At 50.2% G+C, this 22,735-nt stretch carries 21 protein-coding genes; 10 read left to right on the forward strand and 11 right to left on the reverse strand.

Annotated elements, in window-relative coordinates; all coding sequences use genetic code 11:
- Positions 1-9: 9 nt before the first annotated feature.
- Complete coding sequence (locus tag H8S44_RS06155) at positions 10-1,503, reverse strand: sugar ABC transporter ATP-binding protein (protein WP_186871713.1); 1,494 nt, start codon at positions 1,501-1,503, stop codon at positions 10-12.
- A gap of 12 nt (positions 1,504-1,515) precedes the next feature.
- Complete coding sequence (locus H8S44_RS06160; protein ID WP_186871714.1) at positions 1,516-2,514, reverse strand: ABC transporter permease; 999 nt, start codon at positions 2,512-2,514, stop codon at positions 1,516-1,518.
- Between the two features lie 387 nt (positions 2,515-2,901).
- Here H8S44_RS06160 and H8S44_RS06165 point away from each other — a divergent pair, with 387 nt between their 5' ends.
- Both H8S44_RS06165 and H8S44_RS06170 read left to right on the forward strand, forming a co-directional pair.
- Positions 2,902-4,227, forward strand: a complete 1,326-nt coding sequence (locus tag H8S44_RS06165; protein WP_186871715.1) for a hypothetical protein — start codon at positions 2,902-2,904, stop codon at positions 4,225-4,227.
- Positions 4,228-4,273: 46 nt separating this feature from the next.
- Complete coding sequence (locus H8S44_RS06170; protein ID WP_186871716.1) at positions 4,274-5,212, forward strand: hypothetical protein; 939 nt, start codon at positions 4,274-4,276, stop codon at positions 5,210-5,212.
- 82 nt (positions 5,213-5,294) lie between these two features.
- Here the strand turns inward: H8S44_RS06170 and H8S44_RS06175 are convergent, their stop codons facing one another.
- Genes H8S44_RS06175 through H8S44_RS06185 form a run of 3 tightly spaced genes read right to left on the reverse strand, consistent with a single transcriptional unit; the run spans position 5,295 to position 9,639 of the window.
- Positions 5,295-6,782, reverse strand: a complete 1,488-nt coding sequence (locus H8S44_RS06175) for a xylulokinase (RefSeq protein WP_186871717.1) — start codon at positions 6,780-6,782, stop codon at positions 5,295-5,297.
- A 12-nt stretch (positions 6,783-6,794) separates the two neighbouring features.
- A complete protein-coding gene (locus H8S44_RS06180) occupies positions 6,795-8,264 on the reverse strand; it encodes a hypothetical protein (protein ID WP_186871718.1) in 1,470 nt (489 codons plus the stop codon).
- 22 nt (positions 8,265-8,286) lie between these two features.
- Positions 8,287-9,639: a hypothetical protein gene (locus tag H8S44_RS06185; protein ID WP_186871719.1), complete on the reverse strand. Its 1,353-nt coding sequence runs from the start codon at positions 9,637-9,639 to the stop codon at positions 8,287-8,289.
- A 375-nt stretch (positions 9,640-10,014) separates the two neighbouring features.
- Here H8S44_RS06185 and H8S44_RS06190 point away from each other — a divergent pair, with 375 nt between their 5' ends.
- The 3 genes from H8S44_RS06190 (at position 10,015) to H8S44_RS06200 (ending at position 11,987) form a co-directional block, all read left to right on the forward strand.
- Complete coding sequence (locus tag H8S44_RS06190; protein WP_186871720.1) at positions 10,015-11,283, forward strand: ROK family transcriptional regulator; 1,269 nt, start codon at positions 10,015-10,017, stop codon at positions 11,281-11,283.
- A 104-nt stretch (positions 11,284-11,387) separates the two neighbouring features.
- Entirely contained in the window at positions 11,388-11,666 is a 279-nt protein-coding gene (locus tag H8S44_RS06195; protein WP_186871721.1) for a type II toxin-antitoxin system Phd/YefM family antitoxin, read from the forward strand.
- Between the two features lie 3 nt (positions 11,667-11,669).
- Complete coding sequence (locus H8S44_RS06200; RefSeq protein ID WP_186871722.1) at positions 11,670-11,987, forward strand: type II toxin-antitoxin system RelE/ParE family toxin; 318 nt, start codon at positions 11,670-11,672, stop codon at positions 11,985-11,987.
- Positions 11,988-12,058: 71 nt separating this feature from the next.
- Here the strand turns inward: H8S44_RS06200 and H8S44_RS06205 are convergent, their stop codons facing one another.
- Together H8S44_RS06205 and H8S44_RS06210 are read right to left on the reverse strand one after the other, a co-directional pair.
- Complete coding sequence (locus H8S44_RS06205; RefSeq protein ID WP_186871723.1) at positions 12,059-12,826, reverse strand: DeoR/GlpR family DNA-binding transcription regulator; 768 nt, start codon at positions 12,824-12,826, stop codon at positions 12,059-12,061.
- A 121-nt stretch (positions 12,827-12,947) separates the two neighbouring features.
- Complete coding sequence (locus H8S44_RS06210; RefSeq protein WP_186871724.1) at positions 12,948-13,550, reverse strand: KpsF/GutQ family sugar-phosphate isomerase; 603 nt, start codon at positions 13,548-13,550, stop codon at positions 12,948-12,950.
- Between the two features lie 195 nt (positions 13,551-13,745).
- Here H8S44_RS06210 and H8S44_RS06215 point away from each other — a divergent pair, with 195 nt between their 5' ends.
- Together H8S44_RS06215 and H8S44_RS06220 are read left to right on the forward strand one after the other, a co-directional pair.
- Positions 13,746-14,450, forward strand: a complete 705-nt coding sequence (locus H8S44_RS06215) for a triose-phosphate isomerase (RefSeq protein ID WP_186871725.1) — start codon at positions 13,746-13,748, stop codon at positions 14,448-14,450.
- Between the two features lie 44 nt (positions 14,451-14,494).
- Positions 14,495-15,154 (forward strand): YjbQ family protein, encoded by a 660-nt coding sequence (locus H8S44_RS06220; protein ID WP_186871726.1) that lies wholly within the window; start codon positions 14,495-14,497, stop codon positions 15,152-15,154.
- A gap of 102 nt (positions 15,155-15,256) precedes the next feature.
- Here the strand turns inward: H8S44_RS06220 and H8S44_RS06225 are convergent, their stop codons facing one another.
- Positions 15,257-16,378, reverse strand: a complete 1,122-nt coding sequence (locus H8S44_RS06225) for a M20 metallopeptidase family protein (protein ID WP_186871727.1) — start codon at positions 16,376-16,378, stop codon at positions 15,257-15,259.
- 282 nt (positions 16,379-16,660) lie between these two features.
- Between H8S44_RS06225 and H8S44_RS06230 the strand changes: the two genes are divergently transcribed.
- The 3 genes from H8S44_RS06230 (at position 16,661) to H8S44_RS06240 (ending at position 20,995) form a co-directional block, all read left to right on the forward strand.
- Positions 16,661-18,475 (forward strand): Na/Pi cotransporter family protein, encoded by a 1,815-nt coding sequence (locus H8S44_RS06230; RefSeq protein WP_186871728.1) that lies wholly within the window; start codon positions 16,661-16,663, stop codon positions 18,473-18,475.
- Positions 18,476-18,719: 244 nt separating this feature from the next.
- Entirely contained in the window at positions 18,720-19,691 is a 972-nt protein-coding gene (locus tag H8S44_RS06235; RefSeq protein ID WP_186871729.1) for a calcium/sodium antiporter, read from the forward strand.
- Positions 19,692-19,726: 35 nt separating this feature from the next.
- Positions 19,727-20,995 carry a sensor histidine kinase gene (locus H8S44_RS06240; RefSeq protein WP_186871730.1) on the forward strand — a complete coding sequence of 423 codons (1,269 nt, stop codon included), beginning with the start codon at positions 19,727-19,729 and terminating at the stop codon, positions 20,993-20,995.
- A 9-nt stretch (positions 20,996-21,004) separates the two neighbouring features.
- Here H8S44_RS06240 and H8S44_RS06245 read toward each other — a convergent pair whose 3' ends face one another.
- The 3 genes from H8S44_RS06245 to H8S44_RS06255 are packed head-to-tail and all read right to left on the reverse strand — an operon-like array spanning position 21,005 to position 22,710.
- Complete coding sequence (locus H8S44_RS06245) at positions 21,005-21,553, reverse strand: hypothetical protein (RefSeq protein WP_186871873.1); 549 nt, start codon at positions 21,551-21,553, stop codon at positions 21,005-21,007.
- Positions 21,554-21,593: 40 nt separating this feature from the next.
- The gene (locus H8S44_RS06250; protein WP_186871731.1) at positions 21,594-22,271 is read right to left on the reverse strand and encodes a hypothetical protein; all 678 of its coding nucleotides are present in this window, start codon (positions 22,269-22,271) and stop codon (positions 21,594-21,596) included.
- A gap of 1 nt (position 22,272) precedes the next feature.
- Positions 22,273-22,710, reverse strand: coding sequence for a MarR family winged helix-turn-helix transcriptional regulator (locus tag H8S44_RS06255; RefSeq protein WP_186871732.1), 438 nt, complete (start codon positions 22,708-22,710; stop codon positions 22,273-22,275).
- Positions 22,711-22,735 lie beyond the last annotated feature (25 nt).

Here is a 22,735-nt window from a genome sequence, read left to right on the forward strand (position 1 = left end):
TTTATCTCATCAGGATACCGCGTACTCCATAATCGCTTCCTGGCTGAAGATCTCACGCTCGATTTCACCCGAAATCGTACCCTCGCGCATGACGTAAATCCGATCACAGATACCGATCAGCTCCGGCATATCCGAAGAAATCATGATAACGGCCTTTCCTGCCTGCGCCTGCTGGCACATGAGCTTGTAAATCTCCGCCTTGGCTCCCACGTCTACGCCCCTGGTCGGCTCGTCAAAGATCAAAATCTCCGAATCTACCGCCAGCCATTTGGCCAGCACGACCTTCTGCTGGTTGCCGCCGGACAGAAGACGTACCTCCTTCTCCTCGGAAGAGGTGGCTGTGCCAAGCATTTCGATATACTTTTTCGCCAGATCCTTTTCTTTCTTTTTGTTCAGAAGGCCGCCGGTACAGATATTGTTCAAATCCACGATCGCCGTGTTGGCGCTGATGGAATGAATCAAGATCAGGCCCTGCTGCTTCCGATCCTCGGGAACCAGCGCAATCTTATGCTTTACCGCATCCATAACGGAATGGATTTCCACCTTTTTTCCGTCGATGTAAATCTCACCGCCGGTCCGTTTGTCCGCTCCGAAGATGACACGGGCTGTCTCGGTTCTTCCGGCTCCTACCAGACCTGCCAGGCCCACGATTTCCCCATGACGTACATTGAAATTCACGTCATGTAAGAGCTTCAGTGTGGAAATATTCTTTACCTCCAGGGCCACATCCCCGATTTCCGCCTCCAGCTTCGGATACTCGTTTACGATATCCCGGCCTACCATCAGAGAAATAAGCTTCGCTCTGTCCACTGATTTTACCGGAAGGGTATCAATCTGACATCCGTCACGCAGAACCGTCACCATATCCGCGATTCGGAAAATCTCCTCCATACGGTGGGAAATATATACAATAGTAACGCCCCGCTCCTTCAGCAGGTCAATGATATGGAATAGGCAATCCAGCTCTTTGTCGGTCAGGGTCGCCGACGGCTCATCCATAATCAGCAACTCCGCGTCAAAGGAAAGTGCCTTGCAAATCTCTACAATCTGTTTTTGGGCTACGGACAGTCTTGCCACTTCCATATCCACATCCAGATCAATATTCAGACTGTCCAGAAGCTTCTTCGCTTCCTGCCGCAGTTTCTTCCAGTCTACCAGGTGCGCCTTCGTCATAAAGGGTCTTCCCAAGAAAATATTTTCCGCCACAGACAGGGTCTCTGAAAGCTTCAGCTCCTGATGTACGACGCTCAAACCCAGCTTCTGCGCTTCCAGCGGAGTTTTCACATGGGCTTCCTGTCCCTTGAACCAGTATCCGCCAGAATCTGCCCGGTACACGCCTGTCAGGACTTTGATCAGAGTCGATTTTCCCGCTCCGTTTTCTCCTACCAGAGCGTGTACGCTGCCTCTTCGTACCTGAAAGGTCACGTCAGTCAGCGCCTTTACTCCCGGAAACGTTTTGGTTACATTTCTTATGTCAAGAATTACTTCCCGATTATCCTCCATGTGAACGCCTCCTTACTTTGATTCTGCCTGCCGTTTACTCTTATATACGTCAAATCCAATCGCCACAACCAGTACGATTCCCTGCACTACCTGCTGATAATAGGAACTGATATTCAACAGGGTCATTCCATTTTCCAGAATACCTACAAATACAGCTCCCAATGCTACGCCGATGGGCTTTCCTTTACCGCCCGTCAGAGATACGCCTCCCATGACAACCGCGATAACCGCTTTGAACTCCCAGCCAGTTCCGCCCTGCGGCTGACCTGAACTCAGACGGGATACCAGAATGATACCTACGATACCTGCAGCCAGACCGCCCAGCGTAAATACAGCTCTCTTAATCTGACTTGCGTTGATACCGGACAGCCATGCTGCCTCTGCGTTGCCGCCTACTGCGTATACATAACGGCCAAACTTGGTCTTGGCTGCCACAAAAGCTGTAACAGCGTAAATCAAAATCATGAATACGACCGGCCAGGGAATCAGGTCCTTGCCGCCGATGTTTAAGTAGCCTCTTCCGATCCATCCGATGGAATCCGGAAGTCCGGTAATCGGATAGGAATTGGTAACTACATAGCAGAGACCTCTCGCGATATACTGCATACCCAGCGTCGCGATAAATGCCGGGATTCCGAAGTATGTAACCAGACATCCGTTGATCACACCGGTCAGAACACCCAGAAGAATCGCCGCCACTGCCGCCAGCGCCGGATGCCAGCCGAAGGTAACAATCAGTTTTGCAAATACGCAGCCTGTAATACCTACTACCGAAGCAAGACCCAGGTCGAAATCACCGGTTGCCATGATAAAAAATGCGCCTGCTGCCAGAATTGCAATCATCGAAACCTGCCTGAGGATATTCATCCAGTTGCTGTAGCTCATAAAGTTGGGAGCTATAATTGTCCAGGCAATAATCAGCAGGATGATCGGAAGGACAATTACGTAATTGCTTAAAAATGTGGAAAGGCTTTCGATAATTCCGTTCTTTTCCTTTGCACCCGTCTGCATAAAAAGTTCCTCCTTCTCTTTTTCCATTTCTTTCGTTTTGGAAATATTTGTTTTCCCTTTCGAAATGAAAAGTTTTGTTTGTTTTCATTTTTCATTTGTTTCCGTTGTTTTCTTTTTCGAAAAAGCTTGTCTTAATACTAATCCATATTTGCCATATTTGTCAATCTATTTTTTCACTTTTTCGTAAATTCTTTATATTTTTTCTCATTTAAGCTAGACTTTTTTTCGTTTTTATGCTTTAATGTTCTTGATCACTTCTATTTATGTTTTTCTTTCAAAATCTTTCGTTTTGGAAAGTTTTTGATTTTCAGTTTTACGCTTTAATTTCATAAAATTTTCAATATTTCCAGCAATACACTTGATTCTTTTTGTAAAGGAGGATGTTTCATGCAAAAAATAAATGTCCTGTGGATCGGGCACCCGGACTATCTGAACGAAAACTCAGAGGCCATCCGGCGTCATATCGCCGCTTCCCTCTCCCCGGACTGCTTTTACACCCCGGAGTCGGCCCCAGTCATCGTGACAGACGCCCAGGCCATCGCAGCCGGCCGGGAATCCCTGAACGGTTCCTTTTCCGGCGCCGTCCTCATTCTTCTGACCTGGACTGAGTGCAGCCTTGTCACCACAGTATTAAAAGAGCTCCGTGGACTCCCCTGTATTTTATGGGGCTTTCCTCTGGAGGAAGTGAACGGCGTCACGGAAAGTACCGGTTCATACGTCTCCGCAGCCATGCTGTCCGGCCCCCTAAAGCGACTGCAGCTTCCCATCGATGTACTGATCGGAAGCTGGAAGGAAAAGGCGATCCAACAGAAGCTTCAGGCCTTCGCCCGCGCGGCCCATGCCTGTCATACGCTTTTTTACTCGCGTATCGGACTCTTCGGCTACACTTCCATGAGCATCTATCCCGGTACCTTCGATCACGTGTTGATGCGCTGGAAGCTGGGCCCTGAAGTGGAACAGATGGATTCCTATTCCCTGATCCGCCGGGCGGAAACCGTCTCTGAGGCCGACATCGATTCCGCATGGGACAAGCTGCAGAACCGCGCGGCTATCCGCCGTGATTTTAAGTCAGAGGTTCTCCGACAGACCCTGGCCCTCTACGCCGCCCTCACCTCCCTCTGTCAGGAGCATCGCTGGTCGGCAGTCAACATCAAATGCCAGTATGAATTTTCCAAGGAATACCGGGTGGTTCCCTGCGTCGCTCTGTCCCTGCTTGCGGACGAAGGCGTCACGGCTTCCTGCGAGGGCGATATTCCAAATACCGTCTCCATGCTGCTTTTGCAGGCCCTCTCCGGGGAAACTGTCACCTACGGAGACGCTCTCTCTCACAAAGAAAATGTGGTAACTTTCTCGCCCTGCGGTTTTCTGCCCCTCAGTATGGGCGCGCCCGGCGTATGCGTCCAGAAGTTCATGGAGCATCCCGGATTTTCCGGCGTACAGGTCTGCGGCGTCCTGCGGCCGGAAAAGGTTACATTTCTTCGCATTGTGGAGGATGTGGGAACCTATCACCTGATCTACGGAACCGGTCAGGGGCTTCCCACCAGCCCCCGAAGCGGCTGTATGCCGGCCCTGGACGTCCGTCTGGACGGCAGCATCGAAGATTTCTGCAGCGCCTATGCCGGTCAGCATTACGCCCTGGCCTACGGAGATTACTCCACGGAACTTGCTGCCTTTGCCCGACTGATGGATTTTTCTGCTATATGTATCCACTGACAGGTCTGTGAAGATCTTGTTCTAATTTAAAAAGGAGGTTTTACACATGTTATCTTGTACCGAATTCATTCCCTGCTACAGCGAACTGTTCACGTTTCTGGAGGCTAAACGGGGCCGTGAAGAGTTAAACCGCTTCTGGGACTACCTGTTCGCGCCCACAGGCTCCGGCATCCCGCTTATCAATTATGTAAAGGAACAGGGGATCCGTGGCTGTTATTCCTACTGGGCTGGCACGTTGAACGAGGAAGCTGCCGATTTCACCATGTATCTGAACGAGAAAGGCGGCTGGTTTATGAACGTAATGCATCACTGTCCTTCTAAAGGAAGACTGCTGGCTTTAAAAGATGAAATCGGCCTCACCCCCTACCATGACTACTGTCTGCACTGCGATTCCTATCGACAGGCTGCAGAAAAAGTAGGCCTGAAATACATCTACAATTTTAACGGGGTCGATCACGCCGCATGTTCCATGTTGATCTACGATCCCAAAGTATTTGACGGCCGTGTCATCGTAGATGAAAACACAGAAATCATGGATCGACGTGCTTCCCAGAACGAATATTTTCACAAGGATTTCCACAGTATTCTAAACATGGGCATCCATTATGTGGGCGAGCATTATGGAAAAGAGGCTCTGACCGAATTCCTAACCACCTTCACCCACCATGTATACACGCCCGTTCTGACCGCCATCAAAGAAAAAGGACCGGCCGCCATTCAGGAGAAAATTCTCGACACTTATCACCGGGAGAAGGCAGAAGACGCCGTCGAAACCAGTCTGACTGGAGATACCCTGACCGTCACCGTCCATTATTGTCCTGCGGTGCGCCACCTTCTGGACACCGGCCGGACAGTATCGCCCTGGTACCCTTACACCACGACCGTCATCATGCAGACTCTGGCCGACGCCGCCAGCTGCGCCTTTACCATGGATTCCTATGACGAGGCCACCGGAGCCGCCTCCTATCATTTTACAAAGAAATAAGCTACATACCTTCTTCCCAAAAAGCAGGAGCTGATTCCGAATCTGTCGGAATCAGCTCCTGTCTTATTCTCACTTCTGTCTTTTACTCTTCCCGGCCCATCCTTTCCACCGCAACCATCGCCTGGTAGAGCGCGCAAAACTGCCGGTATTTTTTCTCATACTTTTCTATCCTGCGGGGTTCATAGCGTGTCTCCATCTCCACGCAGCGGTCGGCCGCCTCCTGATAGGAGGTACATGTTCCAGCCTCCACCGCTCCCGCCAGTGCTGCTCCGAAGCAGGCCGCCTCTTTTTCCCGGGGAATCACCACCGGAAGTCCGGTAATATCCGCCTGCATCTGACACCAGACCGCGCTTTTACTTCCTCCGCCCGTGGCCACAATGTACCGAATCTTCGTCCCAGCCTCCTTAAGCGCCTCGCAGTTTTTCCGAAGTAGGAAGGCCACGCCCTCCATGACCGCCGCAGCCATATCGTACGCGTCATGCTCTGCGCGCAGGCCGTAAAACAGGCCACTAACCTTTCCGTCCATCTCCGGGGCGTTAGTCCCCTGAAGATAAGGCAGGAAAATCAGCTCTCCCGGAAAGGTTCTCTTTTCCAGTTCTTCATTTAATTTTGGATAACTCACTCCAGGCATACAGGTCTTCCGAAACCACTCCAGACTTACGCCGCCGCTTTCTGCCACCGGAAGCATCACATAGGAATCTGGAAAGAAGCCATAATGCATGGCAATTTCCTGCGCTCTTTCCTGCCACCGCCATCCAACCGGCGCAAATACTGACAGCCCCATCACTGTTCCCACGGACATGGTAAGTCCTCCCGCCGTCACATTTCCCGTGCCGATCATCCCAGCGAAATGATCTAGTGTTCCCCGGTTGATAGTCACTGTCTCCGGCAGGCCCGTCAGAGCAGCCGCTTCCTTCGTTAACCTTCCAGCCAGAGTACAGGGTTCCGCAAGGGACGGAAGCTGCTCCTTTGTGATCCCGATGGCATCCAGCATCTCCTCCCAGTAACATTTCTGATAAATATCAAAATAAAAGGTGAATGTGGCAATGGAGCAATCCGCCGCGCGCTGTCCTGTCAGCCAGTAGACGACATAGTCCTTCAGCAACATATAGGTCCCGACACGTTCAAATATCTCCGGCCTGTTTTTTTGAAGCCACCGGATCTTTGTGGCTGGCCAGGTAGGCAACACCGCCAGCTGGCCCGTTCTGGCTATGTATGTCTCCTTGGAGAATTTTTCTTCCAGTTCCTTACATTCCTCCCGTGAACGCTCATCCATCCAGGAAATAGCATCCATCAGTGGCTCTCCGTCTTTGTCCAGCACTACCAAAGTTTCCGCCTGTCCTGTCAGGGTCAGCCGCTCTATCTTCTCCGGTCTGACACCGGGCGTCTTAACCAGTTTCCGTAAAAGCCCGGCCAGGGTATCCCGATACTGGTTCAAATCAAATTCCACCCGGCCGCTGCTCCGCTTATAAATGAGTGGCGCAGTGGCCATAGCAATGCAGTGGAACTTTTCATCATATACAGCCGCTTTTGTATTGGTGCTTCCCAGATCCATTCCAATATATTGCATCCCGTCTCTCCCTTATTCTTCCCAGAACGCATCTAGCCTCTCCAGAGTCTTCTCCACCAGTTCGTCTCCGCCTTCCGGCCCGCACATGGTAGACGCCGGTTTGGAGCTGTAAGAGCCACCGGCCACCGCAGCCCTTGTAGGAAGGTAGCCTCCGGCCCCATTGGCCAGCTGGATGATAAATACCTGCTCCGCCTCAGCCCTGGCCTTGATCCGCTGTGCGTACTCCTGGTACAGCTCGAAGGGATTGGTGGCGATTCCCACATTGCCCAGTCTCAGGATATGGCACTTGAATTCATACACAGAGTTTTCTTCCTGCTGTCGGTACCGCAGGATGACGCCCTGGGGCTCAAAGGCCTTCACCAGATCTGACATGGTCATCGGCTTTTCTTCCGTAAAGCGTCCATGAATCTCTTTTACTTCCTTTACCGCTTTCCGATACTCCTCTTCCGACACTTGACGGATGGGCAGCCCCATCGCCAGCACCTGATGCCGGAACACCGGCCTGTATGCGATATAATTCCGAGCCGTCCGATACCCCCGAAGCACTGCCTCGGAAACCCGATCGCCGATACCCTGGCAAATCTGCGTCATATCAAAATTGCGGAACACCTCTTTCGTCTGGCCGCCCCAGTCCAGAAGCGCCTTTTTATTGGTCTTAGAATAATACGTCAGATCGATGGGAGCCAGGTCGCCCGCTGCGCCGCAAACCGGAAGAATATATACATTTTTCCCCAGTTTTTCGCGAATGGCGCTCCGGGTCGGTCCCCAGTAATCCGCCGACAGGAAGCAGTGCAGCTCATACACCTGGGACGGACAGGGAACATTGCAGACGACTCCGGTCAGATTCTGCTGCTCATCCCAAGTATACAGAAGTTCCACCGCCGTGTCCACGCCGCTCTCAAAGCGCACGAAATCCTTCCGGGAACAGTCCCCGTACATGGTAGTCTCCAGATCCTCCCCTGCGCCAAATTGCGGTCTGCGGTTAAAAGCCACCGCTGCGTAATCATGAGCGTAGCTAATACCGCCGGGCGCCCGCTTTTCCCAGGCATCCGCTATCAAATCCCGGATTTTATCTACGAAAAAATCCTGTCCCATTTCTCCACACACCATATTTTCCGGCATATCAAAGTGCGGCAGGATGTGCGGATCGTATATCTGCTCATTTTCCACCCGCATGAAATCCTCATAAAAGGACGATGAATTATGTGTATGCGTCACATTAAAGGAAATCTGCTCAAATGGAATCCCAAGATTCTCAAGCTCCGTCCGAAGCCGTCCGAAGGCATGAAGCGGAACCTCTGTCATATCCATAGAAACCAGAATCGCCTGCGTATCCCCGTTATCCAGCGCCAGTGCCGAGGCCGTCAGTGGATCGTGTATATACTGGGAACACCGCATATACATCTGACCCTCCATCAGCGTCGGAGCCGACGGCGTGATGCTTGTCTGCGCCCATCCGATTTTCAGTGTTTTTTCTCTCATTGTCCTATTTCCCCCATGTTGTTTACACCAGTTCTATTCCCATGATACCACAGAAATCGCGCAGCTCCTCCATCCAGTTTCCATAAGCCACAATCACATGCTGGCTGGAAACCTTCTGGGCGAATTCCTCCACGGTACAGGAGTCTGGGAATACTTCCAGACTCGGAAGCTGCGGGGCCGGATCGTCCCAACCGTACTCATTCCAGGGCTCCGGGGTCTTCGCTTCCGCCGTGTAAGCATGTACTCGGTACTTTCCATTCGCGTAGATGAGGCGGGCACAGGTCACATAACCTGTTTTCACCCTTGACACATTCAGAAGCGACGCGGACAGCAAACCAAAAGCCGCCGGAAGCACCCGGATCGCTCCCTCTGTGACCGGCTCCGGAATAAAGTCCGGGACGCCAATCAGCATGCTTTTTTCAAAAAACTCATAGTACTCCAGATAGGGAACGGTCTGTCCGGACAGTTCCTTTAAAATCAGCTGTGTGACCGCTCCCATCACATCATTTTCCGGAACAGTCAGAACGCCGTACCACCGCTCCAGCAGCATAAAGATCATGGCAGGTGGGAAGCCCAGCAGCTTCTTCATTCCGTCCACGTCGATCAGGGACACCGCCCGATAGCCTCTCTCCTGAACCTTTTTACCGATGGCCAACGTGTATTTTACACCTTTTTCGATGGTCTCCTCTGGACACTCTTTTTCAAACTGCCAGTGTTCTTTTACATACGCGATTCCCTTCTGGATATCCTCTTCTGCCAGCTGCTCCGCGTTCTGCAGCATCTCCAGCATCTCGAAAGGTTCCACCTCCACACCAAACTGTCCCCGCATGGAATTGCCCTCGTACTGGGTTCCATAAAGCAGCATATCCCGATACCCCATGGTTCCCACCCGGCTTGCACGAAGCGCTGCCTTCGCGTGGCAGGCGGACACATAGGCGTCTATCTTCTTTATCGGCAAGGGCTTATTGACGATACTGTAAATGTATTTAAATGTGTATCCCATGGCCTCCATGGCTGGCCGGAGTGCCGTCGTTCCGGCCTGATCCGCCGTGGTAATCAGGTGTCCGTTCTCATACCAGCCGCACAGGCCCCACAGAATCATCGGAATATGCCGGAATCCGTCTATCACCCGAATCACCGCATGGGACGGCACCCAGCCCGCTACGCAAACGATCAAGCAGTCAAATTCCTTCTTTTTCAGAATGTCGATGGCTGTGTCCGCCGTTTTGTATTCGGCATCGTCAATGACGATGCCGGCGTCGGTCAGATCGTACTGCATTGCTTTCAGCGCTTCCAGCGCAGCATCGTGCTTTATCTGTAATCTTTCAAATGGCGTATTTATTTCGCCAAAGCATACAAAGCCGACTTTTTTCATCTGTTTGTCCTCCTTTTATTTCATGCCATTTGGCAAATGCTCTAATTATTGTTTTTATCGTAACTATTAATTCTGTTTTTATTATTAACTATCTATAGTTTTTTTCTTTATCGTTATATTTAGAATAAATTGTTTCATTTTATTTGTCAATTATATTTTCGTTCTCGTTTTTATTTTTTCTGTTTTCTACAAATTATTTCTCTATTATTCGTGCATTTTACTGGTATTTTATTTGATTTCAATTTTTACTTTTCTGTTCATTGCATATTCCCCGTCTATATGCTAAACTAAGGCATGGATTTTTTCATTTTCTTCTTGAATTTTTACTTTTTTGTAAGAATCCGGATTATTTTTTCCATACAGGGAGCTGTGTCTATGCCAATTAATAATTACGCTCATAAAAAATATCTTCTTTTAAACCTCATCCATCATTTGGGCCCTATCAGCCGAACGGAGCTGAGTCTTCTGACAGATTACCGGCCTGCCAGTGTCAGCGCTATTATGAAGGATCTTCTGGAGGAAGGACTTGTGATAGAGACCGGGTACGCATCCAATGGTCCTGGACGGAAGCGAACACTTCTGGAGATGAACAAGGATTATCTGTGCGCCATTGGACTTTCCTTTTCCCCGCATCATATCTTCTATCTGGTCTCCCAGGTAGATGGAACGGTTCTTTACCAGTCCAAGACGCCGATGGATTCCTCCGCTCCAAAGGAAGCGCTGGTCAGCGCCGTTCTGGAACAGGTGACTCTCCTGTTAAAAGAATTCGACGTAAAAAAAATTGTTGGCATCGGAATCAGCGAGCCCCCCTACGATCCGGCCCTTTATCACCCAACGGATTCTCTGACTGAAAACTATACCCACTTCAATTCCTGGGTGCATCAGCTGCTTCGTCCTAAGCTTGAAGACCTGTCTGGTCTCCCAGTACAGACTTACAGCGGTGTGACGATGCCCGCTGTGGCGGAATACCGGTTCGGCGTCGCCAAAGGCATCCAGAACTTTATCTGTGTGGAACTGTCCAATGGCATCGGCGCTTCTATCTGCTGCAATGGAATTCCTGTCTCCGGGGCCGACGGCAAAGCTGCTGAGTTAGGGCATACCGTCATTGATTACAGCGATCGCCGACAGAAACTCTGCTATTGTGGAAAACCTGGCTGTATCGAAACCAGCACTGCCTTTCCGGCTCTGACTGCCCGTATCTCCAGAGCAATGGATGACGGTGTACTTTCTGCCCTGAACTCGTACCCGCATCGGGAAGACGGAATCACGATTCAGGCCATCCGCTGGGCGCTGGACATGGACGATCCCATGTGTATGTACTATGTGAAGGACGTAGCCGTCCGCCTGGGCGTAGCCATCTCCAACGCAGTCAATCTGCTCAATCCCAAAATGGTAGTACTGTACGGCTTTATGGTGGAGCTTGGCGACTTTTTCCTGCAGGAACTGGAACGTTCCATTCGGGAAAATGTATTCGCGCCGCTGAAAAATTTCGAAATCCGGGTATCTGACTCCACCGAAACCCTGTTTCCGCTGGGTGCGGTAGCTGAAATTTACTCTTCCTTTTTTCAGCAGGATAACTACCGCTGGGTTTACCAACTCAATCCTGATGACTATCATGACAGTACCGGCGAACACGACGGATAGTTCAAATGTATAAACTCTCTCGGGACACCCCAGGATTCATATTCATTGATATTCTACACAAATTATGATATAATTTGCATATATTATATATGGAGGTGTTCATCATGTACGCATTACAGGAAACCATCCGTCCGTCGGCCGACCTGCGAAATCACTATAACGATATTGCAAAACACTGTAAGGAAAATAAAGAGGCCGTCATCATAACCGTAAACGGCCGGGGCGACACCGTATCCCTTTCCTACGAAGAATATAAAAATATGAAAGCTCGCATTGAGTTATTGGAAATTCTGGCCGAAGCAGAAGATGATGCACGAAACAACCGCACCGCTCCCATTGCCGATACCTTTGACGACTTGCGCGCCATCTTACGGGAGGATTAAATCTTGAAATACCATATCATCCGCACCGACACTGCTGATGCTGGCATCCGAAAAATCATTCTTTACATTGCTCAAAATTTCGGAAATGACGTAGCTCTGCAAAAACTCGATAAGATGGAACAACAACTTCTTCGCCTTGGTGACGACCCATATATCGGAACCACCCCCAGATATCCTGCATTAAAACGTCAGGGATATAAGGTTCTGATTCTCGAAAAAGATCTGGTCTTCTACAAAATAAACGAAACAGCCAAAGAAGTTATCATTCACGCTGTCGTAGATCAACGACAAGATTACCTTAACATTATACGAGGCCTTTAAGAGCGCAAAACAGCCGCCACTACATCCAGTAGTGACGGCTGTTTTCAAAATTCTTTTCTATCTTACTTCACTTATACTACTGTGGTACGCAGTCCCTGTGCTTCCAACCGGGCAACTTTTTCTTTATCACACCCACCATCCGTCACCAGTTCCACGCCCTGGCTGATCTGTGCCAGGCAGGTAAAGCCAGCGCGGCCAATCTTGGAATGATCCGCCACAATCATGGTCTTTCCCGAGCGTTCCATCATCATCTTGTCTATCATGGCCTCGTCCGCATGGAACGTGGTGATTCCCGCTTCTACGCTGACTCCGTCCACCGACAGAATCGCCAGATCCGCCCGATAGCGTCCCAACTGTGCTTTTGCATCCTCGCCGTAGGTATAACCGTACTGGGCATTGCATTCTCCGCCCAGCAGGATCACATGAATTCCCGACACGTCCCCAAGTTCTGCGACCACCGCCATAGAATTCGTCACGATATTGATTCCCTTTCTCTGCTTTAGCGCTGTGGCCACATACCTGGTCGTGGTTCCCGAATTGATAAACAGAGTGCTTCCGTCCGGAATCTGTCGGACTGTTTCCGCCGCGATGGCAAGTTTTTCTTCCGTTCCTTTTGCCGGCGTCTCCTGTACTTCCGTCATGCGCTCTTTCACTACCGCTCCGCCCTGAACCCGATCCAGATAGCCGTCCTGTTCCAGGCTGGCCAGATCTGTCCGAACGGTCACCGGTGTAACTCCAAGCTCACGGCTAAGCTCTGTCACCCGCACCACGCCGGTTTCCCGCAGACGTTCCAGTATTTTATTTCTTCTGATATCGATCTTTAATTTGCTGTCCGCCATTCCTCTTCCCCCATAATTCTTTTTTCATCACGAGCACGTTTCCTCTTTTTGACAAAAAGAACTGTGAGATCTAATATACCCCATTCCCTGCCCTGCGTCAAGTTATGCCTGCTTTTGCACGCTACAAAGCCTTATGATTCAGACGTTCTCCCACAGCTCCGCCCGGATGGATCAGGGCAAACTGCTCCGCCTGATAACCGGTTTCCTCGATCAGCGCTGCCTGAAGGGCATGGAAAATCATACACAGGGCCGTGGTGCTGGTCGTTCCCTGGGCGTTGTACTTATCCGTCTCCCGGTTGACATGCTGCTTTAACACTGCGTCTGCAGCCAGCGCCAGCGGAGATTTCATATTTTCTGTCACTGAAATCACAGACACGCCCTTTGCCTTGCAGATATCCAGAATCGGAAGCAACTCTTTTGTCTTTCCACCTCTGGACGCAAATACCATCACGTCGCCCTTCTGCAGAAATCCGGTCGCCCCATGCACCGCTTCCGCCGGGGAAATAAAACGGGCCGGCCGCTCAATACAGCACAGCAGATGAGCCAGATGCTGACAGATGATCCCCGAATGGCCACAGCCTGTCGTACCAATCCGCTCTGCCTTTGCCAGCAGCTCCACCGCTTTCGCGAACTGTTCTTCATCGAAATATTCTTTCATTTCCGTAATACAGGCCGCCTCAATATCGTACGCGCCCTTTGCCGCCATCATGCTTTCTGTTTTCATACGCCGACCTCCCTGTCGTTTTTATAAAAAGAAAATATCATTTTCGTTTCATAAATTCAACTGTGATTTTTTACGAATTTCTCTTTGTTTTTTTGTATATATTAACGTTTATGAAAGTAAAAAGAAAATATTATTGACTTTTTTGTTTCCTGAAAATATAATGTTATTAATCAAAGGAAAGGAGCTGAACGGACTATGAATCCTAACTCTACTATTCGCGCGCCGTTTTTTGAAATCGGGCCGAAATCCTATCTCTACGGAGACGATATCCTGGAACTGGCCAAAGCTGCAGATGCTGCTTCTGAAAAATATCAGGTCGATATTATTTTCACCACGCCCCTTGTGGAAATTGCGCAGGTAAAAGCCATCACAAAACATATCCATGTATTCGCGCCTCATATGGATCCGCTTCGACCGGGACGGGGGCTTGCGGACACCCTTCCAGAATCTCTGGTTGCCGTCGGTGCGGAGGGCGTCATGCTGAATCATGCGGAAAAGCCGCTCAATATCTCTGTTTTACGGGAGACCATCCTGCGTGCTGATGAAGTAGGTCTTACCACCATCGTCTGCGCGGATTCCGTAGTGGAGGCTTCCATGATTGCCCGGCTGAATCCCAACATCATCGTTGCCGAGCCCTCCGAGCTCATTGGAACCGGCATCACCAGCGGGCCTGAATATGTCGAAGCATCCATGCGTGCCGTGAAGGACGTGAATCCGGATGTGCTTGTACTTCAGGGCGCGGGTATTTCCAATGGCAAGGACGTTTACAATACCATCTTTTCCGGCGCAGAGGCCACCGGTTCTTCTTCCGGAGTAGTCAAGGCTCCTAATCGTGCCGCCATGGTGGACGAGATGATTTCCGCAGTGCGGAGAGCCTGGGACGACCGTCACCGCAAATAATTTTCACAGAACATACTAATTTCAAAATAAAAGGAGGATTTTATATGGAATTCAAAGTAGTACAGAAAGAGCTGGAACTGAAATCAAGAGGATGGATTCCCACCTTTCACGATGTAACCAGAGAGGTGCTTCAGATTGTAAGAGAATCCGGCATTAAAAATGGAACGGTATGCATCGCATCCCATCACACCACCTGCTCCGTGATGGTACAGGAAGCTTCCCATGATATCGACGCCTTTGACCTGGAGTATCTGCAGCATGATCTGCTGGATATTATGCGGAAGCTGATTCCGGATTTCCGTGAGGAAGGCATGTACCGTCATCCCGGCCCTATTCATGCGCAGTTTGGCCGCCATGTAAATGAGCCCGGCAATTATTCCAGCTTCAATACGGACGGACATCTTCGCTCCTCCTTCTTCGGACGCAGCGAGACTCTGACCATCAAGGACGGCGAGGTAGACGGCGGTGAGTTCGCTCATGTATACTTTATCGACTGGGATCAGGTTCGTGCCCGTAGAAGACAACTGAATGTGACCGTTATGGGAACCACCGAGGATGTGGGCGATCGCAAATACAAGAATGGCGAGGTTCTGAACACCCTGCGTCAGTTTACCGAGGAAGAGCTGGCTTACATGAAGGAATTCGATTATCAGCTGGATAACCGCAAGACCTTCGCAGAGACCAAGAATGTTCCTAAGATGTAATTTCCTTTCCAATAAAAGGGCAGGCCGGAGTAAAATTTCCGGCCTGTTTTTACGTCTACTGCATCATTTTTATCAATTTCTCTGCCGTACAATCTTTTCTTTCTATAATAATTTCAGGAAATTCTCCGCCGTCCGCAGGAGCAGACCGTCCGGGTACTCGTAAGTCTCTGTGTGGAGACCCGGATGGTCTGCTCCTGCTCCGATGCCGAAGAACGCCCCCCGGCAATGCTTCAGGTAATGGCCGAAGTCCTCACTCCAGCGCATGGGCTCCTGCAGGATGCGGCCGCCGCAGGCTTTTAATACCTTTTCGGCGCTGGTCTTGTCATTTTCGGTGGCCGGGAAGACGTCCTGCTCCTCTGCTTCCAGGGTGAGACTGTCCTGCGCTGCCAGTTCTTCCGCACGGGTCAGTATTATTTGACGCAGTTTTTCCAGATCCGCGCCCCGCTCAGCCCGGAGAGTCAGCCAGACCTCCGCCTTCATAGCCGCCGCGCCGAAGGCTTTTTCTCCCATCTGTACGCCGATGACGGTGCAGAGCGCCATACCGCCGTAGCCGTGTTCTTTCTTATCTAAAAATGCGGGAATCTCTGTCAGCAGCTGTCCCACAGCCGGGGCCGGGGACACGCCCAGCTCCGGATAGGCCGCATGAGTGGGCTTTCCCGTAAACCGCAGGGTCAGTCCCTCGGACCCGCAGGCGAAGGTTCCTTCCTTTGTATATATTTCCCCAAAAGCAAACCCCGGCAGATTATGGGCGCCGTAAATTTCTTCTATATCTTCCTTATCAAAGAGTTCACAGCAGGGCGCCGCGCCTGCGCCGGTCTCCTCGGCGGGTTGAAACAGAAAGAGTACGTCTCTCCCCGGATCCCGTCCTTCCCCTTTTGCCTGCTCCAGTAAAAGGGCCACGCCGCAGAGGGCCGCTGCGTGGCCATCGTGACCACAGAGGTGGGCCGCACCGCCCTCCGGCAGCGCCAGCGCGTCATAGTCCGCCCGGAACGCGATACCCTTTTTTTCCTGTTCCGGTGCGCTGCTTCGGCAAGCCGCGTAAAAACCCGCTCCGCAGTCGTGAAGTTCAAAATGGGTGTTTTCTTCCAGAAACCGTTTTATAGCCGATCTGCTCTTCCGCTCCTGTCCCGAGATCTCCGGACAGATATGGAGCTGATGCCGCAGCTCCTTTATCTGAATCTCGATCCGGCTTTTTGTAGAATTCCATTCTTCTGTCTGCTTCATTGCTTCACTCTTCTCTCTTTTTATCCTCTGTCCATTCCGTTTTACTATGGATCCTGTTTCTTTTCTTCTAATACAGGCCTATTTTAGCAGAGCTTTTTTTCCTTTTCAAGTTTTTAGAATCTACGCCTGTTCTTCGGCAGATCGTCCTCATCTTCTCCTGTTTTTGTAAATTTTACATTGATTTTTCATAAAATTGTAGTTAAGGGATTGTAAAAACGGCGTAAACTATCATATAATAGAAGTGTTCGTGTATAGGAAAAAACACTTAGGAGAAAAAATCACATGAATGGAATAACAATTATCCTGACACTGTTAAGCGGAGTCGCTTTATTCCTTTTCGGTATGTCCATGATGGGCGACGGATTGAAAAGAGTGGCAGGAAATAAGCTGGAACTGATCCTCTATAAGCTGACCAACACCCCCCTGAAGGGCATTCTTCTGGGAACTGCCGTGACAGCCATCATCCAGTCCTCTTCCGCTACCACCGTTATGGTCGTGGGCTTCGTAAACTCCGGTATGATGAAGGTGGCACAGGCCATCGGTATCATCATGGGCGCCAATATCGGCACCAGCGTGACCGGCTGGATTCTCTGTCTGTCCTACATCGATGGATCCGGCGGTATCGCCCAGCTTCTGTCCACCGCGACCATTTCCGCAGTGGTGGCTATTATCGGTATCATTTTCAAGATGTTTTTCAAGAAAACCACTTATAAGAATGTGGGCGACATTATGCTGGGCTTCTCCATTCTGATGGTAGGCATGCAGACCATGAGCGGCGCGGTTTCCCCTTTAAAAGAGAATCCCCGGTTCGTCGATCTGCTGACCACCTTTGAGAATCCCTTTATGGGTATCCTGGTGGGTATCGCCTTTACAGCGGTGCTTCAGAGCGCTTCCGCTTCTGTGGGTATCCTGCAGGCCCTGTCCATGACCGGCAGCATCAGCTTCGCGGCGGCTCTCCCCATCACCATGGGTATCGGTGTCGGCGCTGCATGTCCGGTTCTGCTTTCTTCCATCGGAACCAATAAGAACGGTAAGCGTACCGCCCTCATTTATCTGCTGAACGATCTGTTCGGTATGATTTTCTGGTCCATCGTCTTCTACAGCGTCAATGCCTTTGTGCATTTCCCGTTTATGGACGTGACCATGCGGCCGGTGACCATTGCCCTTATGAACTCCGTGTTCCGTATGGCGACTATCCTGGTACTGGTGCCTTTTATCCGCTTCATTGAGAAGTTCGTCTTCTGGATCATCAAGGACGATCCGGAGGAGCTGGAGGAACAGGCAGACTTCGATCTGCTGGAGGAGCGTTTCCTGGCTTATCCGGCCCTTGCCATCACCCAGAGCCACACCGCCATGAACGGTATGGCAAAGAAAGCCCGCAAAAATCTTGGCCGTGCCTTTGCCCTGCTGAAGGATTTCTCTCAGGACAAGTACAATAAGGTACAGGAAAAGGAGAACCTCATCGACAAATATGAGGACAAGCTGGGAACCTATCTCATGAAGCTGACCGGTCAGCCCATGAACAACACCCAGACCCAGGAGGTTTCCAAGTTTCTTCATACCCTGAGCGATTTCGAGCGTCTGGGAGACCATGCGGTAAATATCTCCAAGGTAGCCAAGGAGCTGTCCGATAAGAAGATCAGCTTTTCCGAATCTGCCCAGTATGAGATCAGCGTCTTAAGCGCTTCTATCCGGGAGATCACAGACCTGACTGTAGACGCTTTCTGTACAGACTCCCTGGAACTGGCCAAAAAGGTAGAGCCTCTCCGCGAGCTCATCGGAATGCTCTGCAATGAGCTGAAGAACCGTCATATCACCCGTCTGCGGGAGGGCAAGTGCGAATTCCAGCAGGGCTTCGCCTTCAATGACCTGCTGACAAATCTGGAGCGTATCGCAGCCCACTGCTCCAACGTGGCCGTGGCCATGATCGAGACGGAAAGCTCCGAGTTCGACACCCATGAATACGTAAAGAGCGTCCGCCACATGCGGGACGAGGCTTATCAGGAATGCTTCAACGAATTCGCCGTGAAATACAGCATCAGTACTCCGGACTCCAAAAAGGAGAAAAAGGTTAAGGAGAAATCAGAAAAATCGTAACTGAAAATTTTTATTGACAAGCGTCTGCCTGTCTGCTATCATGAACCCAATATCATAAAAGATACCGTGAGGGAGTAATTTGCACGCAAGTGTGATTTGTCAACAGACCCGGTATTTTTACCTGGCAAATCTTAAAAAATGAGACTCATGTATATGTTTTCGCCATATTGGTGGAAGGATATACCTGAGTCTTTTGTTTTGTCCATCTTATTTCTACTCTCTTGCGTCAAAAGGAGGAAAAACTATGAATTCTTTTCTACAGAGCGTACCCTTTGCCGTGATTCTGCTGATCGTCGGCTTCCTGTTCCTGGTTAAGGGAGCCGACGCCTTTGTGGAAGGCAGCAGCAGCATTGCCAAGCATTTCCACGTACCGTCCCTGATCATCGGTATGACCATCGTGGCCATGGGAACCAGCCTGCCGGAAACGGCGGTCAGCGTCACCGCCGCCATCGCAGGCAGTAACGCCCTGGCAGTCAGCAACGCCGTAGGCTCCAACATCTTCAACCTGATGGTGGTAATCGGCGTCTGTGCCGCCCTGACGCCTGTGGCGGTACAGAAAAGCACCCTGAAAATCGATTTTCCCTTTTCCGTATTCTGCGCCTTCCTGCTTCTGGTGCTTGGCCGGAACCGAATGGTACTGACCCGGGTAAACGGACTGATTCTCATCGTGCTGTTTGTTTTCTTTCTTCTCTATATGATTCGATCCGCCCAGCATTCCAAGAACAGCGAAAGCTCGGAGCTTACAGAGGAAACAGCGGAAATGAAGGTGCTGTCCGTTCCCAAAAGTCTCCTTTTCATCGTTCTCGGTATCGCAGCCATCACTTTTGGCAGCGACTGGGTTGTGGACGGCGCCAAAACCATCGCCGCGGCCTTCGGAATCAGCGAGAACCTCATCGGACTTACCGTTGTGGCCTTCGGAACCAGCCTGCCGGAGCTTATGACCTCCATCGTGGCAGCCCGCAAAAATGAGGTCGATATGGCCCTGGGCAACGCCATCGGCTCCAACATTTTCAATATCCTGATGGTTCTCGGTATCGCCGCGGCCCTGAATCCCATTACCTTTATCCGGGAAAATATCATTGACATCATTGTTCTCATCGGCTTCAGCTTCATCGTGTGGATCATGGCCTGGACCAGACGGAGGCTCAGTAAACCGGAGGGACTGGCAATGATTCTGTTGTACGCCGGATACGTGGTTTATATCTGTATGCGGTAGGCGTTATTACTTTTCTGAAAAATGGGGGATTCTTTATGCTGATTCAGACTCTGGCACTCATTCATCATATTACTACGATGCTGTTCGGCATTTTTCTGTCGGCATTTTTTCTCGGTGCGAAGCAGGACAGGAAAAACATCCTCCTGCTGCTCTCCACGGGCGCAGTCTCCGGACTTCTGTATTATCCCGTTGTCCTGGCTCTGGGCGCGTCCTGGGCAGACCCCATTTACCCCCTGCTGGTACACCTGCCTCTTTTTCTGTTGCTGGTATTTTATTACAAATACAGGTGGCTGCCTGCGCTTGTCTCGATCCTGACCGCCTATCTCTGCTGTCAGTTCAGCAACTGGGCCGGCATCCTGGCCTTTTCCTTCTGCGGACTGGATTGGGTCTATTACCTGACCCGGATTCTCACCACCTGCGCGGTCTTTTACCTTCTGAGCCGCCATCTCTGTCAGACCACCGCCCTTCTGCTTTCCAAGTCCAACCGGGATCTGTGTATTCTTGGCGCCATGCCCCTGGTTTATTATCTCTTTGATTACGTCACCACGAAATTCTCCACTCTGCTGTATTCGGGCAGCAAGGTAGTCGTGGAATTTCTGGCTTTCTCCATGTGTCTGTCCTATGTAATCTTTCTTCTGGTATATTTCCAAGAATATGAACGGAAAAACCGGGCGGAACAATACGGTCAGCTTACTGCCATGCAGTTGTCCTCTCTGCGCTCTGAAATCGAACAGGCCCGCATCAGTGAACGCCGCCTGCGGATCCTGCGCCATGACACCCGCCACCACCTCTCCGCCATCGAAAGCCTGATCCGGCAGCAGCATCCGGAAAAAGCCCTGGACTATATCCGGGAAATCAATCAGCATTACGATGACACCGTCCTTCACAGCTTCTGCAGTAACGAGCTTCTCAACTCTGTGCTTTCCATTTACAGCGCCCGTTTTGCAGAACAGGATATCACCTTTGACGCGAAGATTGAAGCTCCGGAAAAGCTTCCCTGTTCGGAAATGACTTTCTGCGCCATTCTTTCCAACATTCTGGAAAATGCCATGCATGCCGTCCAGAAGCTGTCCGGCAAAGACCGCCGTGTTTACCTGTCTATCTTTGAACGCTCCGGGCATCTGCTGATGCTGGAAAAGAATCCCACCGATACGCCTCCCGTCTTTTCCGACGGTATTCCGGTCACTTCCCGGGAAGGGCATGGGATTGGCGTGCAGAGCGTCATTTACTATGTAGAACAGGAACACGGCCAATACCAGTTTTACCTGGATGGCCGTGATTTCACTGTTCGTATTCTTTTATAAACAGCCTTCTTATACCCGTTTATACCGGATGGGATCGTCGTATCCAAAGGTCCTTCTTCCGTTTACTTCTATGCTCTCAGATACTTCCAGACATGCCTCGGAAAAACGTTCCCAGAGCCGGAACTTCATAACCGGGGTAAACTGACTTGTACTGCCGCCTTCCCAGACTCCGTCTTTCTCCCGGTAAAGGGCTGGTGTGAACTTCTCTGATTTTTTTAAATCTCCGTAGTCCACCGGCTCCATGGAAGCATAGGTAAAGCTGTTTTTATCCGCTCCCTCCGGTATCTCATAGGAGGTAAGCAGAACGCCGTCCTGCTCCTCTGTAAACAGAAACAGATGGGCTGAGGCGTGTTTCTTCCCATTGGTTTCATAATAGCTTTCTTCCACAAGAAATTTTCCCCGGAAATCTGCGGGGAGATTCCGGATTTTATCGTTGCAGACGGTATTGACATGCTCTGCCAAAGGATATACCTTTTCCGCCTTCTGCATCTGGTTAAACTGTTCTCTGTTGTCAAAATGTCCTGTCAGTAATCTCAAAAACTGTTCTAAGTTCTGCATCATTCTTCCTCCTGTCTTCTTTCCTGTCTGCAGTTTCATTTTACAGAAGCTGCAAACCCATAATAATGATCCACATATAAGCGCAGGTCTTGGGAATCATCAAAATTCCGACCATCGGCTTCTTCTTGTTGAAAAGCGTAACCGGAAGATAGCAGCCAAAGGAGATGAGAATCGCGGCTACCATTCTGGTCATATGATATCCGCCGGCATTTCCGGAAATAGCGTACAGAATGATCACGCCGATACCGGTAATCGCGAACACGCCGTTCCGAATGACGGACAGTCTCATATTGCCCTCTTCGGTACACCAGTGATTCTGGGGCAGCATGCAGATCGCAATACGGATAATCGCGGAAATCCATATGATTGCTTCCACAGTAGCCGGCGCCTGCAGTCCCGGGAAGGTAAGCTTCCAGATATACAGCAGGATTACATAGAAGGCTGTCATCGTAATGGAAGAAATCTGCAGACCTCTTCCCAGCATATGTTCGATTTTTTCACTGCTTCCCTTTACGGCCCGGATCACTCTCGGAACCAGATGAAAAGCGTCTCCGCCGCAGAGGGTCAGAGTCAGAATACCGTACAGCGCATACAGGCTGTTTCCCTTTGCCGCTGATAAAAATACAATTCCTGCAATCAGGTCAAACAACAGGTATCCTGTGTCAAATACCGCCTCCATCAAATCCGGCATCTTCGGTTTATAACTTGCGTTACTCATCTTACTTCCAGCCCTTCTCTTTGATACATCTTTCCGCATTATTACATATTTTCTGAAATACCTGCTTACACAGGACGATTTCTTCTTTCGTAAGTCCGCGGAGCATATCGTGCGCAAATTGCTTCTGCACCTGAATTCCCTCCTGTATCAGCTCGTTGGCAGAATCTGACAACAGCAGATCCACATGCTTTTTATTGTCCGCAGCTGTCTTTCTTTCAATAAATCCTTTTTCTTCCAACACCTTCAATGCGGTGGATACGTGGGACTTCGTTGATTTTCTGATTCTGACGATATCTGCTGCTGTATGATACTGGGGATTGTGATACAAAAACAATAAAATATCATATTCCAGCTTTCTCAGATCATATTTTTCGCATACAGACGCCATCAGCATCTCATAATAACAGGTAATCGTCTTATGCCGATCCCAGAAATGCATAGGCCTCCTCCCTTTATATCGTTCT

The sequence above is a fragment of the Anaerosacchariphilus hominis genome, assembly GCF_014290175.1.
Taxonomy (GTDB): Bacteria; Bacillota; Clostridia; order Lachnospirales; family Lachnospiraceae; genus Laedolimicola; species Laedolimicola hominis.

Bases quoted from the DNA above. Each gene is read 5' to 3' on its own strand.
- H8S44_RS06155 (WP_186871713.1), bottom strand. From the start codon at position 1,503: ATGGAGGATAATCGGGAAGTAATTCTTGACATAAGAAATGTAACCAAA.
- H8S44_RS06160 (WP_186871714.1), bottom strand. From the start codon at position 2,514: ATGCAGACGGGTGCAAAGGAAAAGAACGGAATTATCGAAAGCCTTTCC.
- H8S44_RS06165 (WP_186871715.1), top strand. From the start codon at position 2,902: ATGCAAAAAATAAATGTCCTGTGGATCGGGCACCCGGACTATCTGAAC.
- H8S44_RS06170 (WP_186871716.1), top strand. From the start codon at position 4,274: ATGTTATCTTGTACCGAATTCATTCCCTGCTACAGCGAACTGTTCACG.
- H8S44_RS06175 (WP_186871717.1), bottom strand. From the start codon at position 6,782: ATGCAATATATTGGAATGGATCTGGGAAGCACCAATACAAAAGCGGCT.
- H8S44_RS06180 (WP_186871718.1), bottom strand. From the start codon at position 8,264: ATGAGAGAAAAAACACTGAAAATCGGATGGGCGCAGACAAGCATCACG.
- H8S44_RS06185 (WP_186871719.1), bottom strand. From the start codon at position 9,639: ATGAAAAAAGTCGGCTTTGTATGCTTTGGCGAAATAAATACGCCATTT.
- H8S44_RS06190 (WP_186871720.1), top strand. From the start codon at position 10,015: ATGCCAATTAATAATTACGCTCATAAAAAATATCTTCTTTTAAACCTC.
- H8S44_RS06195 (WP_186871721.1), top strand. From the start codon at position 11,388: ATGTACGCATTACAGGAAACCATCCGTCCGTCGGCCGACCTGCGAAAT.
- H8S44_RS06205 (WP_186871723.1), bottom strand. From the start codon at position 12,826: ATGGCGGACAGCAAATTAAAGATCGATATCAGAAGAAATAAAATACTG.
- H8S44_RS06210 (WP_186871724.1), bottom strand. From the start codon at position 13,550: ATGAAAACAGAAAGCATGATGGCGGCAAAGGGCGCGTACGATATTGAG.
- H8S44_RS06215 (WP_186871725.1), top strand. From the start codon at position 13,746: ATGAATCCTAACTCTACTATTCGCGCGCCGTTTTTTGAAATCGGGCCG.
- H8S44_RS06220 (WP_186871726.1), top strand. From the start codon at position 14,495: ATGGAATTCAAAGTAGTACAGAAAGAGCTGGAACTGAAATCAAGAGGA.
- H8S44_RS06225 (WP_186871727.1), bottom strand. From the start codon at position 16,378: ATGAAGCAGACAGAAGAATGGAATTCTACAAAAAGCCGGATCGAGATT.
- H8S44_RS06230 (WP_186871728.1), top strand. From the start codon at position 16,661: ATGAATGGAATAACAATTATCCTGACACTGTTAAGCGGAGTCGCTTTA.
- H8S44_RS06235 (WP_186871729.1), top strand. From the start codon at position 18,720: ATGAATTCTTTTCTACAGAGCGTACCCTTTGCCGTGATTCTGCTGATC.
- H8S44_RS06240 (WP_186871730.1), top strand. From the start codon at position 19,727: ATGCTGATTCAGACTCTGGCACTCATTCATCATATTACTACGATGCTG.
- H8S44_RS06245 (WP_186871873.1), bottom strand. From the start codon at position 21,553: ATGCAGAACTTAGAACAGTTTTTGAGATTACTGACAGGACATTTTGAC.
- H8S44_RS06250 (WP_186871731.1), bottom strand. From the start codon at position 22,271: ATGAGTAACGCAAGTTATAAACCGAAGATGCCGGATTTGATGGAGGCG.
- H8S44_RS06255 (WP_186871732.1), bottom strand. From the start codon at position 22,710: ATGCATTTCTGGGATCGGCATAAGACGATTACCTGTTATTATGAGATG.